14 protein-coding genes and 2 pseudogenes are annotated in these 17,832 nt (G+C 58.2%); 3 read left to right on the forward strand and 13 right to left on the reverse strand.

Annotated elements, in window-relative coordinates:
* The first annotated feature begins 199 nt into the window (after positions 1–199).
* Positions 200–454: a hypothetical protein gene (locus NKH98_RS24250; protein WP_352468275.1), complete on the forward strand. Its 255-nt coding sequence runs from the start codon at positions 200–202 to the stop codon at positions 452–454.
* Positions 455–771: 317 nt separating this feature from the next.
* On the opposite strand, the gene NKH98_RS24255 is transcribed toward NKH98_RS24250, so the two are convergent.
* The 3 genes and pseudogenes from NKH98_RS24255 to tyrS all read right to left on the reverse strand — a co-directional run bounded on the left by NKH98_RS24255 (position 772) and on the right by tyrS (position 4,620).
* On the reverse strand, positions 772–1,605 hold the full coding sequence (locus NKH98_RS24255; RefSeq protein ID WP_352902360.1) for a helix-turn-helix transcriptional regulator: 834 nt from the start codon (positions 1,603–1,605) through the stop codon (positions 772–774).
* Positions 1,606–1,815: 210 nt separating this feature from the next.
* Positions 1,816–3,130, reverse strand: a pseudogene (locus tag NKH98_RS24260) (MFS transporter); the annotation flags it as partial.
* Between the two features lie 230 nt (positions 3,131–3,360).
* Positions 3,361–4,620 carry a tyrosine--tRNA ligase gene (gene tyrS / locus NKH98_RS24265; RefSeq protein ID WP_352818216.1) on the reverse strand — a complete coding sequence of 420 codons (1,260 nt, stop codon included), beginning with the start codon at positions 4,618–4,620 and terminating at the stop codon, positions 3,361–3,363.
* Between the two features lie 928 nt (positions 4,621–5,548).
* Between tyrS and NKH98_RS24270 the strand changes: the two genes are divergently transcribed.
* Both NKH98_RS24270 and NKH98_RS24275 read left to right on the forward strand, forming a co-directional pair.
* Positions 5,549–6,475: an IS5 family transposase gene (locus NKH98_RS24270; protein WP_352902423.1), complete on the forward strand. Its 927-nt coding sequence runs from the start codon at positions 5,549–5,551 to the stop codon at positions 6,473–6,475.
* An 84-nt stretch (positions 6,476–6,559) separates the two neighbouring features.
* Positions 6,560–7,237: a transposase gene (locus NKH98_RS24275; protein WP_352902365.1), complete on the forward strand. Its 678-nt coding sequence runs from the start codon at positions 6,560–6,562 to the stop codon at positions 7,235–7,237.
* Between the two features lie 32 nt (positions 7,238–7,269).
* Here NKH98_RS24275 and NKH98_RS24280 read toward each other — a convergent pair whose 3' ends face one another.
* The 10 genes and pseudogenes from NKH98_RS24280 to NKH98_RS24325 form a co-directional block, all read right to left on the reverse strand.
* Positions 7,270–8,262, reverse strand: a complete 993-nt coding sequence (locus NKH98_RS24280; protein WP_352902368.1) for an adenosine kinase — start codon at positions 8,260–8,262, stop codon at positions 7,270–7,272.
* A gap of 97 nt (positions 8,263–8,359) precedes the next feature.
* Positions 8,360–9,535: a methionine adenosyltransferase gene (gene metK / locus NKH98_RS24285; RefSeq protein WP_352902371.1), complete on the reverse strand. Its 1,176-nt coding sequence runs from the start codon at positions 9,533–9,535 to the stop codon at positions 8,360–8,362.
* 53 nt (positions 9,536–9,588) lie between these two features.
* Entirely contained in the window at positions 9,589–10,926 is a 1,338-nt protein-coding gene (gene glyA, locus NKH98_RS24290; RefSeq protein WP_352902374.1) for a serine hydroxymethyltransferase, read from the reverse strand.
* A gap of 910 nt (positions 10,927–11,836) precedes the next feature.
* Positions 11,837–12,157 carry a hypothetical protein gene (locus NKH98_RS24295; RefSeq protein ID WP_352902376.1) on the reverse strand — a complete coding sequence of 107 codons (321 nt, stop codon included), beginning with the start codon at positions 12,155–12,157 and terminating at the stop codon, positions 11,837–11,839.
* Positions 12,158–12,257: 100 nt separating this feature from the next.
* Positions 12,258–12,659, reverse strand: coding sequence for a hypothetical protein (locus NKH98_RS24300; protein ID WP_352902379.1), 402 nt, complete (start codon positions 12,657–12,659; stop codon positions 12,258–12,260).
* Positions 12,660–12,893: 234 nt separating this feature from the next.
* Positions 12,894–13,631, reverse strand: coding sequence for a hypothetical protein (locus tag NKH98_RS24305; protein ID WP_352902382.1), 738 nt, complete (start codon positions 13,629–13,631; stop codon positions 12,894–12,896).
* Positions 13,632–13,668: 37 nt separating this feature from the next.
* On the reverse strand, positions 13,669–13,791 hold the full coding sequence (locus NKH98_RS24310) for a hypothetical protein (RefSeq protein WP_352902385.1): 123 nt from the start codon (positions 13,789–13,791) through the stop codon (positions 13,669–13,671).
* A gap of 15 nt (positions 13,792–13,806) precedes the next feature.
* Positions 13,807–15,339: a Fic family protein gene (locus tag NKH98_RS24315; protein WP_352902388.1), complete on the reverse strand. Its 1,533-nt coding sequence runs from the start codon at positions 15,337–15,339 to the stop codon at positions 13,807–13,809.
* Between the two features lie 402 nt (positions 15,340–15,741).
* Positions 15,742–15,950: pseudogene (locus NKH98_RS24320) on the reverse strand (bifunctional hydroxymethylpyrimidine kinase/phosphomethylpyrimidine kinase); the annotation flags it as partial.
* A gap of 14 nt (positions 15,951–15,964) precedes the next feature.
* Entirely contained in the window at positions 15,965–17,125 is a 1,161-nt protein-coding gene (locus NKH98_RS24325; protein WP_352902391.1) for a porin, read from the reverse strand.
* Between the last annotated feature and the right edge of the window lie 707 nt (positions 17,126–17,832).

The following is a 17,832-nucleotide window of genomic DNA, read 5'->3' on the forward strand; positions in this document are numbered from 1 at the left end:
TCGGTGATCTGACACAACGATTTCGGGGGGAGCACACCGAGGCCAGGCGCAGCGGCGTGTTGCGAAGTGATCGAGGCCAATGTCTCGAACTGCTTGTTCGCAGCCCACCGGCTCAAGGTAACCCGGCTCAAACCACCGGGCCGGCTCAAGTCCTGTCCAAATGAGGCCTGAGCGGCAAATCGTCGTGCACGCGCACGGTTTGGCGTTCGATCTTGTGATGCGTCTTGGGCGGACAATCGCCACGGTGCAGCGCGCAGAAGCGGTCCCCAATTGGGAAGCCGAGGGCGGTGAGGGCAAGCCAGCGCCACAGGCGGAAGGGGACTTGGACCTGTTTGCCCTGCTGGACCACAAGTTCGCGACACAGGGCCTCAAGGAGAAGACCAAGAGTGATTATGCGCGGGACCTCGCCAAATTCATCAAAAGCAGCGGGCAGTCAAAGTTCGGCGCCGATTGACATGGAGATAGCCATCGCGGCGGACCGCCCAGGCGGACCGCAAGCCGGAATACAACCGGGTGCAGGCGGCCAAGCTCGTCCACAAGATGGCGTCGGGCACACACCGGCGATGGGAGAGCGGACCGTGGAGTGCAGGAACTTCACGCCTATCCACGCTCCCGTGGACGTGTCCTGCAGCACATCGGCAGCGATATTGAGGAGGCAGTTGAGCTTCTGGTCGAGCACTCTTACCTGCCACTACCTACGCTTAACGTCATCTCGTACTGAAAACGCACCACGCAAGGTCGAGATGTAACATGCGCCCTTCGTGGATGGTTCTAAGCTTCCTCGGGCGCGGTTAATCTGTGATAACGGTCGCTTGGAACCTCCATCACCGCGACGCGATCAAGGTTGGCGTATCGCGCTCGGTAGTAACCTTCTTCCTCCACTTCGGCGAAACTACACTGGGGAACGTCAAAGGTCGCAGCTTCCAATCCGAAGAAAGTCGTAGCGGTTTCTTCATCCAAGAAGTTCCACTCATCTTCTCCGTCGTCATACGTGACGCGAACATAGGAGGCCATGCGCACGGCTTCCTGATCACCCATCTCTGCGATGATGGCATCGCATTCTTTCTTCAGCTTTCCTGAAACCTCACCCTTATCCCAGTCATCCAAAGCCCGATAGATTTCTGGATGATAATACTCTGGCATCTCCTCTACATCGTCACCGATAAGCTCAATGGTGCGGACATATTGCGGATTTATCAAGAGTATTTTGTTGTCAAGGCTCCAACAATACAGCCATGGCCTGCTTGTGTTATTTCTGCGAAGATTATGAAGTTCCTTCAACTGACGTAAAATCGATTCACGCGCCTTTTCATCGATAGGATATTGGCGACTGCCAACAGTCGTCTTGATTCTGAGCGTGCCGTATCGCGTTTCGGCATCGGCAATTGCAAACGGGCTCGTGCGCCGCTCCTCGACATCAATCTTCCAGCCCAGCAGCTCCTCGACCGTGCATTTCAACGTGAGACAAAGGTCCTTGATCTGCTCGACGTTCAACTGCGTTTTGCCTGTTTCCCAACGGGCCACAGTCTGTTGCGTCGTTGCCATCTGCTCTGCCAAATCTTTTTGAGTCATGCCCAGTCGAACCCTAAGCTCTTTCATGTTCATAACTCACCTCGCGTGTTCAACACACGCATTGTGGATGAATTAATCTAATCGTCAAGCGTGTTCAAAAATCGCAGCATGTGTTTTTAGGGCGTCTTCGAGGCTCCGGCAGCCGTTCGTGACCACTTGCGCAAGACACAGGGCTGGTACACAGCACGAATGGGCGATCAAAAATTACTGCTGAAATTCAGATAAAATTGTGGGCGAGTCTGGATCTCTCTGATCGACACGATAGTCGACCATCACCATGATCGGACCGCTTCGTGGCCGCAGGTCAAGTTGCAGCGTCGGTTCGCTGAACTTGTTGGTCGGATCCAGATTGAGCGTTTCAAAATCAGGCTGACGCAGAAGGATGCCCATCAGTCCCCCAATGACAAGAACCAGCTGGCGGACGAGCAAGGCTCCCGAAACACCTTGGACATCCGCCAGTTCGCCCCAAAGCCAGCTTCCCGCCGCCATGCCGCCGTATGTGGCCGTCTGATAGAGAGAGGGCGCGTCCAACCACCCACCGCGGCGCCGAAAGCTGCACTGTGACCTTAAACAGCGAGAATGATTGAATTCAGGCCGCACCGGCTGGCATGAGGTTGAGACAGCTCAGCCCAACGTGCTCGCTCCATGCCCGAAAGAAGCAGCTGATCGCCAATACAAAGAACGCACCGCGAATGACCCATTCGTTGGAGAGAACTTCTCGGACCCGCCCGATGAGGAGCGCGCCGCAAATCGCTCCCAGGCCGAAGAAGCCGAGCATCACGCCGTAGGTGACTGCGGTCCCTTTGATCTGTTAGCGAGCGACCAACGGCAGGAGAGCCAAAATGACAACGGCGGTGAGGCCGAAAAGCTCCGGCACATCACCTTGAGAAGGTTCGGCGACAAGAGCACGTAACGGAAGCCCGCCGCCATCGCACTGCCGAAAGCCTCCCGCGGCAGCGCTTGTCGTGCCCGTTCGGCTTTCCATCGCAACAGCGCAGCGATCAGAGCGAAGTAGCAAAGGACGTTGAAGAGGAACGCGAAGGCCGCACCGGCTGTGGCCACGATTATGCCGCCAATCGCCGGCCCGATGCTGCGCATGAGATTGTAGCTCATGCCGTTGAGCGCAACCCCGCTTGGCAGGTGTTCGCGAGGCCGGATATCTCCCATGGAGGCTTGCCAAGAGGCATCGTGCAATGCCCAACCACAGCCGATTAGGAAGGTGAGACCCAGGAGGGTCCAGGGTGTCATTCCCCGCATAGGTCAGGAACGCCAGGAAGGCGGATACGCAGACCATCAGCAGTTGCGCAGTCAACATGATCCGGCGACGGTCAAACTTGTCCGCGAGCGCTCCCGCCGCGAGCGAGAAGATCATGTAGGGGAGGGTGGTCGATGACTGGACGAGCGCCACCATTCCATGGGAGGTGGCGATGCTCGTCATCAGCCAAGCTGCCGCCGCACCTTCCACTAGGGTGCCAAGGTTCGAAATGAGTGCAGCCGACCATAGCGAACGGAAGGTCTTGTGCTGAAAAGGAACCAGTGAAGATGTTCTCTTCGCCATTGTGGGAAGCTTCGGGATCGACCGCGGGGCTGGATTTGGTTCGCCTCACTCAACCATGGCCTCGCCATACAAGCCAAGCTGCCACAGTGGCGCGCCTGCTAACCCAGAAAACTTGGCGGCCTTAACTACCCCCTGAGGAGTGTCTCTCGACATTCCTCAGGGAACTCGACGCGAATGTCTGCAATATCCGCTAAGCGGGCAGAATTTCTGCGACAGCATTTGCTGAAACCCTACTTTACAACAGTGTGGCGCTTCCGGCCGAGCGAAAGCCGGATCGGGAGGTCTTGGGACGATATCATTGTATCAATCTCGACGACGTTGCCGTTGATCCGCACACCTCGTCCCGAGATCGCCCTTCGCGCTTCCCCTTTGGAGGAGGTCAATCCGGCGCGTACCAGCAAATCCACAAGGGCTACTCCGGCCAAGCCCTCGGCGTCATTTAGATGAAGCGTCGGTAGCCCCTCTGCGGCTTCGCCCTGCCCAAATGCTTGGCTAGCCGTGGCCTCCGCCTGTTTGGCGGCGTTAGTTCCATGTGCCAGGGCCGTAGCTTCGTTGGCCAGACGTTCTTTGACGGCGTTTAGCTCGGTTCCTTCAGCCTGTCCAAATCGCTCGATCTCGTCCATCGGCAGATCGGTGAAAAGCTTCAGGAACCGAACGACATCAGCGTCTTCCGTGTTACGCCAGAATTGCCAGTAATCGTATGGCGAAAGGCGATCTTCGTTGAGCCACACAGCTCCGGCAGCCGTCTTACCCATCTTGACACCTGAAGAAGTCGTCAGAAGCGGCGTAGTCACTCCGAAGACTTCCTTTCCATCCGTCCGCCGTATCAAGTCGATGCCATTGATGATGTTCCCCCACTGGTCGGCTCCACCCATCTGCAGACGGCAACCGGTCCGGCGGGATAGCTCAAGGAAGTCGAACGCTTGGAGGATCATGTAGTTGAATTCTAAGAAGCTCAGGTTCTCCTGCTTTTCCAGCCGCGACTTCACACTGTCGAAAGAGAGCATCCGATTGACGGAGAAATGCCTGCCGACGTCTCTCAGCATGTCGATCCAACGAATGCTGTCCAGCCAGTCGGCATTGTTCACCATCACGGCATCCGTCGGGCCGTCTCCGAAGACAAGGAGACGGTCAAAGACCTTTCTGATCCCTTCAATGTTGGCGGCGATCCGCTCGTCCGTCAGCATCGGCCGCGCCTCCGAACGGAAGCTGGGATCGCCGATGCGGGTGGTCCCACCCCCAATGAGAACGATGGGTTTATGGCCAGTCTGCTGAAGATGACGAAGCGCCATGATCAGAAGAAGATGGCCGACATGAAGACTGTCAGCCGTCGCATCGAAACCAGCGTAAGCGGGTACGACGCCTGCTTCAAAGGCGGCATCGACACCCGGCAGGTCGGTCCCTTGATTTACATAGCCGCGCTCAATGAGCGTCTTCAAAGCGGCCGAACATGGTTCGGAATGACCGGTTGATAAATCGGGAAGTGCCATAGGGAATCCTCCTGGTATTGCCGCCAGGGGGTCCTCTCAATGAACAAGCCGCCTGACGGCGGCTTGTTTCAAGGCATGATCGAAACGCGCCGCTCCTTATGGAAGCGTCGCATAATAGATTGCAGCGATGGGCGCGGACTTGATCATGTGCCGATGCATAAAGGACTTTATCCGCACCTGCAAGCAATCTGAAATGGCTACTTCGGGGAGCTGCCGAGCCTTTGTCGCGACGATTTGCAACTGACTTTTGCACCTCGCAGAACTCAACTTTTGCGACAACATTTCCTGCTTCCCGCTTTCCTTCTGATGTCGAGCCCAGCGCGCTTCACCTGCGCTTCGCTGCAGCCGGTCAGCTTTGCCGTCCTGCTGATACTGTTGCCGCCAGACCGGAAGACAATAATGCGTTCGTGTGTCACCAAGTCAGCTTGGCTTCCGGCGGGGCGGCTTATCCGGATGACTGCACGCGATCAGTTGCTGGTTCAAGACAGGGAAGAAGGCCTGCATCGCCTTTGCCGATGTTCAAGGTCAGTTCAATGTGGGTAATTTCCGACGCCGTATTGCGCCACCGGCAAAAACGGCGTGAATCCTGAAACCTACGCCTGCAATTGGTGTGAAGCAGGCGAAAAGGGCTGCAGTGGCGGCGATTTCATCGAGGAAGGTTTGCGGCGGCGGCAGCGACACCGTTTTCTCGCGTCAGCAAATCCCGCCAAACCATTACCACCCCAATTGCGACCACGATATTCAGGGGCCGTACCGGAACCACGAGGGTCCTTACCAGGCGTGTCTCGCCACGCAAACCACCACCCACAATGGCATGGTGTTTGCCCTTAGAGCCTGACCCGAAACTCGGTTTTGGGGGTGGAAGCGGTTGAGTGGCCCCGTCCGTTGTGATTCGCTTGAGTTGTCTAGACTTGAACGGGATAACGACATGGGTTGGACGGAGACCACCCGCCGGCGATATTGCCGTGCGGGGCAGCGAGATGCAAGCGCGTTGACGGACAGGGAATGGGCGTTGATCGAGCCGTTCCTGCCGGGAACGAAGACAACGGGACGACCGCGGACGACAGAACTTCGGGCGTTCGTGGACGTGCTCCTCTACATCGCCTGGACCGGCTGCCAATGGCGGGCATTGCCGGATCGGTTCCCGCCGGTCTCGACGGTTCAACGCTATTTCTATGCCTGGCGGGACAACGGGCTGTGGAAGACCATCAACTTCCACTTGGTGGCTGCGGCACGCCTGGCGCTTGGTCGCGAGGCGAGCCCGAGCGCCGGTGTCATCGACAGCCAATCGGCAAAGACCACGGACGTTGCCGGTTTGCGTGGTTACGACGTCGGCAAGAAGGTCAAAGGCCGCAAGCGCCATATCATTACTGCCACCGAGGGACACTTGGTCGGGCTGACGGTGCACACGGCCGACATCCAGGAAGGCAGTCGGCGTCATCGCCTCCATTCGACGGCTTTCTCCCTGGTTGCGGCATCTGTTCGCCGACGGCGGCTATGCCGGAGAAAAACTGTCGCAGGCACTGGCCAATCTCGGCACATGGACCATCGAAATCATCAAGCGCTCCGACGCGGCCAAGGGCTTGAGGTGCTGCCACGACGATGGGTCCTCGAGCGAACTTTCGCCTGGCTGGGACGTTGTCGCCGGCTCGCCAAAGACTTTGAGGCGACCATCGCCAGCGCCGAGGCATGGATCTTCATCGCCTCGATCCGCCTCATGCTTCGCCGCATGGCAGCTCCACGTCGTGCGTCGAGTTTCGAGTCAGGCTCTTACAGGCATGCGCAGGACGCGCGAAGCCGCTCAAATCTCCCCAGATGGGTCAGCCATCGAAGACCGGCATCACTTGCCCGTTGAGCGGCTATACGATAATGCTCCGCGCTAAGCAGGAAGCGCCAAAAATTCGAGCGGCGACTTCATTCTCCTATTCAGGAAGGAACTATGAGGCGGCAGACGCGACCATTCACCGTGGAAGTCAAACAAAAGCGCAATTATGAAAAATCCGCACGTTCCATCTGGGGCAATTTCGACATCGCCGCGGCTATGGCCGAGACAACAAAGGAAGTCGAGCCGTTAAATCGTCAGCTTGTTGACTCTACTGTAGTGGCCCTTGATGCTGAACCTTTGCAAAAACCGCGAGTGGAGCATTTCATGGCCAATCCCCTGGAAACCGAGTCAGCAGTAGTTCATAGCGCACCGGCAGACAAAGCGGAAACGCCAAAACCGAAGACGAGAGCGCGGCGGTCGAGGAAGCCAGAAGCTGAGGCGAGCGCGCCTGCCCGCAAGGAGGGCGCCAAGCCGATATCCGCGACCACTGAAGCACCGCCGTCAGCGCGAAAAGGCCGAAAGAGCTACTCCGCGAAGGATCGTGCCCAGAAGCTGGCGCAGATCGAGACCTCGATCGGCGGCGGCGCTACTCTCAAGAGCGCGGTGAAGCAAGCCGGCATCTCGGAACAGACATATTATCTTTGGAAGAAGGCGGCGGCGCCGGCGGCGGATAGTGACGGGCTGAAGGATCTCGTCGCGCTCGAGGAAGAAAACAAGCGGCTAAAGAGCCTGCTTGCCGATCGTCTCCGCAAGGAGAATGCGGAACTGAAGAAAAGGCTCGGGCTGGATTAAGGAGGGTGGGCAGCTGGTTCTTGGCTCGCCACCTACAGCAATCCCGCCTGCTCCGCCTCGCTACGCAGATTCTGCCGTGGCCTTGGGCCGATCTGCTGGATGACCAGCCCGGCCGCCAGCGAGCCGAGGTCGCCGCACTGTTTCAGGCTGCGGCCTTGCGTGTAGCCGTAGAGGAAGCCGGCGGCATAAAGGTCGCCGGCGCCTGTCGTGTCGACCAGCTCGCGGATCCTGGTCGCATTGATGGTCACGGTCTCGTCGCCGCGCACGATGACCGAGCCCTTTTCCGAGCGGGTGACGGCGGCGATCTTGCAATCCTTGCGGATCTGGGCCAGCGCCTCGTCGAAGGACGCGGTCTGGTAGAGCGACTTGATCTCGTGGCTGTTTGCAAAGACGATATCGACGGTGCCGGAGCGCATCAGGTCGAGGAATTCGTCGCGGTAGCGATCGACGCAGAACGAATCCGACAATGTCATCGACACTTCGCGCCCGGCGGCATGGGCGAGTTTCGCCGTCTGCCGAATCGCTTCTTTGGCGCGCGGCGGGTCCCACAGATAGCCCTCGAAATAGGTGACCGCGGCGCCCGACGCCTTGTCGGCCTCGACGTCCTCCGGGCCGAGTTCGACGCAAGCGCCGAGATAGGTGTTCATCGAGCGCTCGCCGTCCGGCGTGACGAAGATCATCGAGCGCGCCGTCGGCGGTTCGCCGTTGAGCGGCTTTGTGTCGAAGGCGACGCCCTGGGCATGGATGTCATGCGCGTAGATTTCGCCGAGCGCGTCGTTGGAGACCTTGCCGAAGAAAGCGGCGCGGCCGCCGAAGGAGGCAACGCCCGCCGCCGTGTTGCCGGCGCTGCCGCCCGAGGCTTCAATGGCCGGGCCCATGCGGCTGTAGAGCAGTTCGGCGCGCCTCGTGTCGATCAAATTCATCGCGCCCTTGATGATGCCGTTCGTCTCCAGGAACGCCTCGTCGCACTGGGCGATGATGTCGACGATGGCATTCCCGATACAAAGCACGTCATAGTCCGGCATCAATGTCTCCGCCACGGCTTCTTGCCACGCCGGCCGGCCGGCGGGTCTGGCGAGTTGGAATGGGCTTTCCGGATGCCAATCCATTCGGCGTCGGCCCTCACGGGGCGGCGAGTCCTGCCTCGCGACGCAATTCGTCGGCCCTGTCTGTCTTCTCCCAGGTGAAATCAGGCTCTTCACGGCCGAAATGGCCATAGGTCGCGGTCTTGCGGTATATAGGGCGTAGAAGATCAAGCATCTTGATAATGCCTTTCGGTCTGAGATCGAACAACTCAAGAATGAGGCGCTCGATCCTTCTTTCCTCAACCCTCGCTGTCCCGAACGTGTTGACCATGGCAGAAACCGGACTGGCCACGCCGATTGCGTAAGCAAGCTGCACCTCGCAGACGTCCGCAAGTCCGCTAGCGACGATATTTTTTGCGACATACCGGGCCGCATAGGCAGCTGAGCGGTCAACCTTGGACGGGTCCTTGCCCGAAAAGGCGCCGCCGCCGTGACGACCCATCCCACCATAGGAATCGACGATGATCTTGCGTCCAGTGAGACCGCAGTCGCCGCGCGGCCCGCCGACTACGAACCTCCCCGTCGGGTTGACCAGAATTCTGATGCCTTCCGTCTCCAGGTGGGTCGGCAGGACAGGCTTTATGATTTCCTCAATGACGCCCTCGCGGACCGTCTCTTGCGAGACCTGCTCGTCATGTTGGGTCGATACGACGATGGTATCAAGGGCGACCGGGCGCAACCCCTCATAGCGCACTGAGACTTGGGATTTCATATCAGGACGCAACCAGCCAAGCTGTCGTGCTTTCCGGACATCTGCCTGTCGTTTCGTCAAGCGATGCGCGAGCTGGATCGGCAAAGGCATCAGGGTATCGCTTTCGCGGCATGCGTAGCCGAACATGAGGCCCTGATCTCCCGCTCCCTGCTGGAGGTCCTGCCCTCGTCCCTCGTCAACGCCCTGGCTAATGTCGGGCGATTGCTCGGTGAGTGCATGAACGACGGAGCAACGCCGGCCGTCAAAGCCGACAGCCTCATCGTCGTATCCAATATCGAGAATCGTATCGCGCGCAACTTGGCTATAATCCACCCGCGCATCGCTAGTAATCTCGCCAGCCACAACGACTATCCCTGATTTTACCAACGCTTCACAGGCCACGCGCGCCTTGGGATCTGTACGGAGGATGGCATCAAGGATGGCATCCGAGATGTTGTCGGCCAACTTATCCGGGTGTCCCGCGCCAACCGATTCGGAAGAGAACACGAACTGCCTAGCCATGAGAACCTCGCTTCGGGTGTTGGAGTTGTATGGGGCATTTTGCTTAGCCCACCTTACCTGTGGGTAATGCCTGGGACTTCGAACGCAGCGCACAAATCGGCAACGTCTCTTCGCACGCAGGCATGGAGCTCTTCGTCATCAGGCCGCCGGAGGACGCAGTCAATGAAGCCAGCAATTTGCACCATTTCCACATCGCGCATGCCCATTGACGTCACTGCGGGCGACCCCAAGCGAATTCCGCTTGTGACCGCAGGATGGCGCGGGTCGCCAGGCACCATATTAAAGTTTGTGATGATGCCTGCCTTTGCTAGCCGCTCCGCATAGGCCTTGCCCGATAGTGGTCGATCGCGCAGATCAAGGATCAGCATGTGATTGTCCGTCCCCCCGGTAACCAGGTCATAACCTCGCTCGATCAGTGCCTGTGCAAGAGCCTTGGCATTCTTGACGGTCTGCTGGCCGTAGCTTCGGAAGGACGGGTTCGCGGCTTCGTGCAAGGCAACCGCTAGCGCAGCGATGGCATTCATGTGAGGCCCGCCTTGCAGGTGAGGAAAGACCGCCCGGTCTATTCGTCTGGCGAGATTGTATTTGCTCTTTGTATGATACAGGGCCTGATAGCGATCTTCGTTCCTAGACAAAATGAAACCACCGCGGGGACCGCGGATCGATTTGTGGGAGGTGCTGCTGACCACGTCGCAATGGCGCACGGGATTCGGGTGCGCTCCCGCGGCAATCAGGCCGCTGATGTGCGCAATGTCGGCTACGAGATAGGAGTTCGCTTCCAGGGCGATTTCTGCCACTGCCGCGTAGTCGAAGACACGCGGGTAAGCAGTTCCGCCGACCCAAATGAGCCGCGGCCGTTCCCGCTTGGCTGTCTCGCGCAAGCGGTCATAGTCAATCTGCTGTGTCTTTTCATCTAGTCCATAGGGGACGCGTTGATAGTCAGTTCCGGAAAAGTTGATGGCCCAACCGTGAGTCAGATGGCCCCCTTCCGGAAGGGGCAAGCCCATGACTTTGTCACCGGGACTCAAAAGCGCACGATAGACAGCCTGGTTGGCCGGCGAGCCGGAATAAGGCTGGATGTTGGCATGCTCGCTGCCAAATAGTGTTTTCAAGCGCTCAATGGCTAGATTTTCAAGCTCATCAACGATCTCATTTCCAGCGTAGTAGCGCGCACCGGGGTACCCCTCGGCGTACTTGTTCGTGAAAATGGAGCCGTTCGCTTCCAGCACGGCCGAGGACGCAAAGTTCTCTGAGGCGATGAGCTTGAGGGTCGTCCGCTCCTGCCGCTCCTGTCTCAGAAGCAGCTCGTGAACGCGGCAGTCAACCGCGGCCAAGGAAGACCGCCCATAGGTGTCGGGCTGCGCGCTGGCGCCATCGGCGGATTTGTCCATGGTAGCTTCGCGCTCCAATTGGTTGACCTACTTCACGATTAAACATGCGGTCCCCTTCGGCCGCGTGTCTCGTACCGCTTCGAGCCGTTGAAGGTCTCGTTTGTGATAGCCATCGCCGTGGGGCAGGAGATCAACCAACAATTGAACCAGCCCGCCGTCCTTACCTCCCGTTTTGAGATTGTACGAGCACCACGGACGTTGTTCGTTGCAGTAAAGAAAGTCGGCTCTGGCCAGCAGCCGAACGTGTCGTACAACGTGCTCACGACGCAGACCCAGAATCTCCGCTAGCTGGCAGACAGTTAGGTCCGCGTGCGCGCAAAGGCCTAGAATTCGAAGGCGATCTAAATGCGCTGCCGTCCGTAGGCGACTGACCAGTGTCAGCATTGGTCAGGACCAAGCCACTTGGAAAGCCTGGGCACTCGTCCTACTGAATTTGTCATTTCGCGTTCTCCACAGATGTTGCAGCTTTCGAACCAAATAATATGGTTGCTTGTCCACCGACCGGACAATCTCGGTGGCCGTGAAGATACTGTTTTGAGCCGATATGGCTGTGTCGAACAAACAAGATGGGCGCTCTTCTTGCCATTGCCTTTAGCCGAAATTGCACGCAGTTCGGCGGGTCGGAGCCACGGTTCGGACCCCACTGACTTAAACGTTGCAATAAGCCTACCATTCACAGCGAACCGGAGTTGCTAAGAGTCTATGAATTTCCTTGAAGGATCTGTTGCAACGTTTGCGCAGCCCGGTCTTGCTCCCGGCTTGCAGCGGTCAATCTCGTGGAGACTGACCGTGATGCAAAGATGACAAGGAAGGTTCGCTTTCAATCCGATCTTCTTCCTGGCCAAGTAGTTCGTAGTCTCATAACTGTGGCCTAGACAAAAGCTGGGCTAATCAGCGAGGTATGATGTCGTTAGCGTGGTTGGGCCACCAGCAGGTCGACGCCAAGATCGACACGCGCAATTTCCCGCGCTACGAGAATGTCAGTGACTGCGCGCTCTTCCTCGGGCGGTCTGGCTGCGCCGTCTAGAATCTGAATGCATCTCGCGCCGACCCGTTCAGCAATGAGCTGTTCGGCTTGCCGCATTGACGGCGAAGCAAGCTCAAGTACGTTTTCGCGCATCTCACGCGCCGCCTCGCCGACTTCCGCAAAACGCTTCTCGGCGAACTGCTCCCTGAAGAGCGCAGCGAGATCATCAATGTTTGAACTTTGGTGGGCTTGGGTTTCGAGCAAAAATATCCAGTTGCCAGTCCAGGTTTATAGGCAAGGCTGTGCGCTTTGTCGTCTGGCAAGGGCCCAATATCCCCTGGTGAGACGAAAATGGACTGCCGTGCTACGGTTGCTCCAAATAAGAGCGGTCGAAATCGCTGATGTTTGCGAAACAAGGAGCCGCATAGAAGACGTTTGACGGATAGCGCGCCTCAAACCGAAGAAGCAGTTCATGCTGACGCGACACATCCCTGCGCATCATCGCAATCCGAAAAAATGGTATCGACAAACCGGGACAATGTCCGCTCGCAACCTCAAAGGCAGTTCCTCGCTTCATCAGCTCCGGAAGCTTGTACTGGAAAAACAGCGGAACCCCTGGGAAATTGATGCGGATGTCAAAGCCAGAATGCCCCTCCTGTATGAGGTTTGGAAAGACCGGCGCGCCTACAGGTGCGGCTGACGATGACCGGATAAGGTTTTCGGTGAAGGCATACGCAAATGAGAACTCCATGTAGCCCACCTTCATTCAATTCTGCTTTCGTGCTGAATTTTATCCTGGCTCTTTGCCTGCAGCCGAGCAGACTCTATAACAAAAAAACTATGTATACTTGCGAGATAGTCTGAGCTTATCGATTCCTCGGATAGATATTTAAAGAGCTCACCCACTCTTCTGGCTGCTAGAATGGGAATGGGAAGCTTCTGGTTGATCTGGGTCGAGTTCCAGTTGATTTTGGTAAGCTACAAAACCTCCTGCGCTATCTCAGCGATTCCCGGCCAGATCGCCGATAAGTTTCGGGCTTCGCGAACAGAGCCAGAGTGCGTAGCCGATATCTTCAACCAGGGCGGCGGCTTCTCCCTCGCCAGTGCCGAGCGCGATCACATGCGTTGCCCATTCGGCCAGCGCGCCGTCAAGGCGCCCCGCTTCCGTCGCGCTGCCGTAAAGGTCCAGGAACCACGCCAGCGAATAAGACCAGTCGGCAGGCAAGTCCTGCCCATTGTGATTCCTTGCGACGACGGCCACGACGGCGTTGCGGCCTTCGGGCGTGCGGGGCTCTATCCCAAGGATCGGGTATAATTCGGGTGTCGGCTGCTGAAGGATACGCGCCGGCACGAGCGACAGTGCTTTCTCCAGCGAGGGAGGAAAATCCTCCAGTTCTTCGGTCAGTTCGGCAGCTTCTCTCCTTCGTCCCTCGCGGCGCGCTTCTACATATTCTGCCGCAACCACGGCAATGGTGCGCTGCGCCCGTTCAGCGGTGCTGGTGGCAATCAGCTCGGCCGGAATGTCACCATCCTTGATCGCCCAGTGCGTACGGTGCTGTTCGAACTGTTGAATGCCCAGCCGGTCCGCAATTCTCAACACCGCTGACCGGTCGAGAAAGGCATGTTTCGGATCGGGCTCGAAGGTGAAGGCCAGTTCGTGTCCGCGCCGAACGATATTGCGTATGCGGCTGTGCCGGACCACGCGCGCGTGCGGGCCTCCCGCCCCGACTTCGTACATCAAAAGCGCCGGGATTTCCTCCAGCCGGCGCAATGTTTCAGGGCGCGAGGTCGATAGCCTCGGCCTCGGCGCCGCTAGATTCCTTGAACCGGTCAATGGTTGACGTGAACGGCGGCTTTTCCCACCACTCGCCGTGGCCCGAGACAAGCAAGTTAAACATGGCACACCACCGACCTCACGCCGCCTTCTCCATAGACCACTTCACCCGTTCGGCGAGAAAGGCGGCGAACGTTTTCACATTCATATTGCCGCTCGCCTCCTCCAGCCCTGCGAGGTAGGCCTTCCGGTCATCGACTCTGACGACTGTCCAGGGGTAACCGCCTGAAGCCAGCATCGCGTTCATGAGGAACCGCGCCATTCGTCCGTTGCCGTCCGGATAGGGGTGCACATAGCCCACAAGCCAATGCCCCAGCACGGCACGCACGGAGGCCTCCTTCTCCGCCTCCAGCAGGTCGAACAGCTCATTCATACCATCGGCCACCGCTTCGGTACGCGGCGGCACGTGCTGCGAGCCGCGCAGGTACACAGGGTGATTGCGATATCCCGCAAGCGCGCTGGCTTTGAGGATGCCGGCGGTCACTGACGGCGCGAACAGCTCCCGGTACCACTCCCGGTGAGTGTCCCGCGTCAACGCGCCGGCTGGCTTGCCGTTGATAATCGCGGCAACAGAGTCTTTGACTTTCTGGAATGCGAGGTAGTAGCCACGCGCGGCAAGCGCATCTCGGTTCTTGCGGTCCTCTTCATCAATCTCCGGATTCCAGCTCCCCTCGCGCACCCGGTCGATGAGTTCCGGGGTGACGCTGTACCCTTCTATCGACAGCGAATGGTAGGCGTCGCTTTCGTAGATATCCTCGACGAACTTCATATAGGCGTCTTTGTCGGACGGCAGTCCGGGTGCCTTCGGGAATATCTCGATGATGGCTTCGCGCTGCGATTGCCAGATCGCGCGCAGGCGGGCGACCAACGGCGGTACGCCCGCCGCAATAGTTGTCACTCCAATTTGTCCCGCGAACGGATCGGATTCGCGCACGTCATAGCCGGCGGCTTTGAAGGCGGCCACGATTTCATCGGCAAAAGAGTCGCGTCCTACGCGACGGAAGGCCCCCGCAAGCCGTCCCGCCACGGCGGAATGGCCGCCATCAAGCAGCAGGGCCAGAACGGTTGATACGTCGCGCACCGACGCCATGGCGATCTGCATCTCGATAGGGGCGCGCTGGAAGAACGCTTCCGGCACCCGGGTAAGGGCGGCCTCGACAGTGAACACGCGCTGGCCGTTTTTCTCTGTCAGTTCGGCCGGCATCTCCTTGACCTTGAGGTCATAGAGCGAAGTGCCGAACAGCAGGTCGATTTTGTTATTCGTGCCTTTGGGGGTGTTCACCACCACCTGAGGCGGAATAGTGGGCGCTTCCGCGTGCAGAAGCAGCGACTGCTTCGGTGAGAGGAACCAGTCCTTGCCGAACCGGTCATTGCAGTAAAGGGAGCAGAACTCCCAGAAGCTCGCGTACCAAGGGGTGGTGTCTTGCTGCCGTGCCTGCGGGCCGGTCGACATGAGCCAGCCTTTGATAACATCGCGCAGGAACCCGTTCTGCAGCAGCCGCTCCCGGTGGACGCGGGTCAGCTCATCTGATTTGAATATGCGCCGCCCACCCTCCTGCAGCTCTTTGAGGCCGGCCAGTGATACAGCGAGTTTTTCATGGGGCTTGGCCATGGCCGTGCCTTTGCAACTTTTTTAGAGCTGTGCGATTACAAGTATATAGTGCTGATAAGCGACAAGTCAATGATGCTGTTGAGTTGCAAGTTTTTTAAGTCGTGCGATAACAAGTTTGTTATGCGATAATCGGGAGATGCGATCGTTTCCATAGCCGCGCGAAGGATCGTTACCCGGATGGGCCGAGACCCAGCTCCCCCGCAGGCTACGCAGGGGCTCGGGGCGAGCCTAGAGCCTGGCCCTCCGAAGCGCTTCGAAGGAGGACGCGCCTCTTTGAAAAACTCGCCCGTTGTGCATCGTGGGTACCCGTAAACGCGAATTCTCAAAGGAAAGACGCTCCTTACCTCTCCCTCCCGCCACGATCATCACGCCGCGCCCGCGCTCACTACGCCGCGACGCCCGCGAGATCGCTGCACGCATCTGATCGGCCACCAGACCGGGTTGCAGATGAAGGATGTCCGTGACGCTGTCGTGTGTTTGCACCGTCACCGCAGTGACGGCAAGGCAGCTGCGCACGCCCATGGAGGAGAGCGTCTCGATATCGCGCGCGATTCGGCACCCCCACTGGAGTCTGATCCGCCGACGACAAGTACATGCGATGCCTGCCTCAGCGCCCTTTCATCCGTTAGAATGAGCGTTCGAAACGCAGGATTCCGCCGACACTGCTCTTCTTGTTGGCGTTGGTCCAATTCATGTTGGAAGCGCCGTCCACCTTGCCGACGGCGAAGTTACCGTATCGGCCATAGTCGAGTTCCGCCGTAACTGTGAAATCTGGAAGAAACGCATAGGCGACGTTTGCAGCGACACCATGGTTCTTGAGCTGATCACCGGAGAGCTGAAGCTTGAACGAAGTTGTCTCGTTGAGCTCGTAAGCGGCGCCAGCCCAGAAAGCCCAGTTCCCGCCCCAACTCTTATAGAAGCCGCGACCATGAGCGTCGATGGCGTTCGTGGAGTCGTCGTTGAGCTTGCCGTTGGAACCGTAGCCGAGCATTCCGAACAGCAACAGTTCGTTGGTGACATTGATGTCGACACGGACCTTGGCGGCCACCGATTCGTAGTTGCTATCATAAGCGGCAACGCCGGTGATCGCGCCCCAGCCATGTGTGTATTTCAAGCCGCCGACTACGTGCGGTGCGTAGCTGTCGATTGTGCCGACCACGCCCGAGCCTTCTTCGAGCGAAACCACGGCCGAAAAGCCGTTCCCGGCGTCGAAGTAGTACTGAACCACATTGGTATCGAAAGCGCCGTACGGAACCGGCGTCTGGTTGAGTACGTCACCCGCGCCGCCAATAAACATGTCGAAGGCCGACCAGTCCTTACCAACTCGGAGGCCACCAAGCTGAATCCAGGCGAAAGTCAAGGTGCTGTCTCCGTTGAAGGCATAGGACCGAGAACTGTCCGAAACCGAAGTGTGGCGGTTGCCGAAGTTCATGCGGGTTTCGGTGTAGGTCTTCAACGTGCCGAGTTCGGTCTCCTGGCCGGTCCAAGTTTTCAATGTGAAGCGCGTGTTGTTTTGCCATGTGCCCTGATGCTCACCAGTCCTCACATCCGAGGTTCTTGCGTGATCAACCACTCCGACATGGCTCAAGCCGACGTCGTAACGGACATAGCCGCCGATGCGCACGCAGGTCTCAGTGCCTGAAATGTAGACGTAGCCCGAGCCGTAGACGTCGCAGACTTTAACGTACTCAGTCGGGTCAGGCTCGGCAACGGCGGTCACGGCGCGAGCGTCGGAAACGGCAATCAGTGCCGCAGTTGAGCCGAGGAGGAGGCTCCTAATGTTCATTGTTGATCTCCGTTCAAAGAGTAAAAGGAATGGACGTCAGTGATGAACTCTTGCTAAGGAAACAGTCGATAACGATGCGCATTGAGTTGAATTTGAGCAGTTTGATGCGCTCGTCACGCCAGATATTCATCAGAAATTGAGAATATGATTGGGCGTTATTGTTACAAATATGCAATTGTTATTACAAATATAATAATCGCCGAGACGACGCCATCCAACATTTCTGTACAAATCATCCCCGTCATCTCCGCTAGTTGGGGCGGGCCGTCACAAAGGCTTCTACAGCAAAAGACGTGCCATCCTGACGACGCAGCTGCGGCTTGAAGCTCAAGTGTGCCGGCGGACCTTGGTTCGCTCTTCCTTCCTTTTTGCCTTGCGGATCAACCCAAGCACGAACGGCAAACGTTTCGGCTACGGTTCGTCTGTTCGCTTCGCGACAGTTTCGTTCAATGGCGACAGCTTTGTTTGCTGTGAGCCCCGACGTTGAGACATCATGCGGCGGCACCGCTCGGTACGACGCCATCATTTTGGCGAGCGCGATGATCGGTAATCACGCGCTGACGCGCAGCCTTGCCTCCACCACGGAGTCAGTAGGCGCGCCGGCCTTGGCATTGCGGCCGACCTGACGGTCGCGTCGAGCAGCCTCTCGTCCTGATAGACGGCGCGCCACAGCTAATGCTTCTTGCCAGCAATTCACACAACGAGCT

Origin of the sequence: Mesorhizobium sp. M0833 (assembly GCF_040319905.1) — a bacterium.
In the GTDB taxonomy this organism is placed as follows: Bacteria; Pseudomonadota; Alphaproteobacteria; order Rhizobiales; family Rhizobiaceae; genus Mesorhizobium.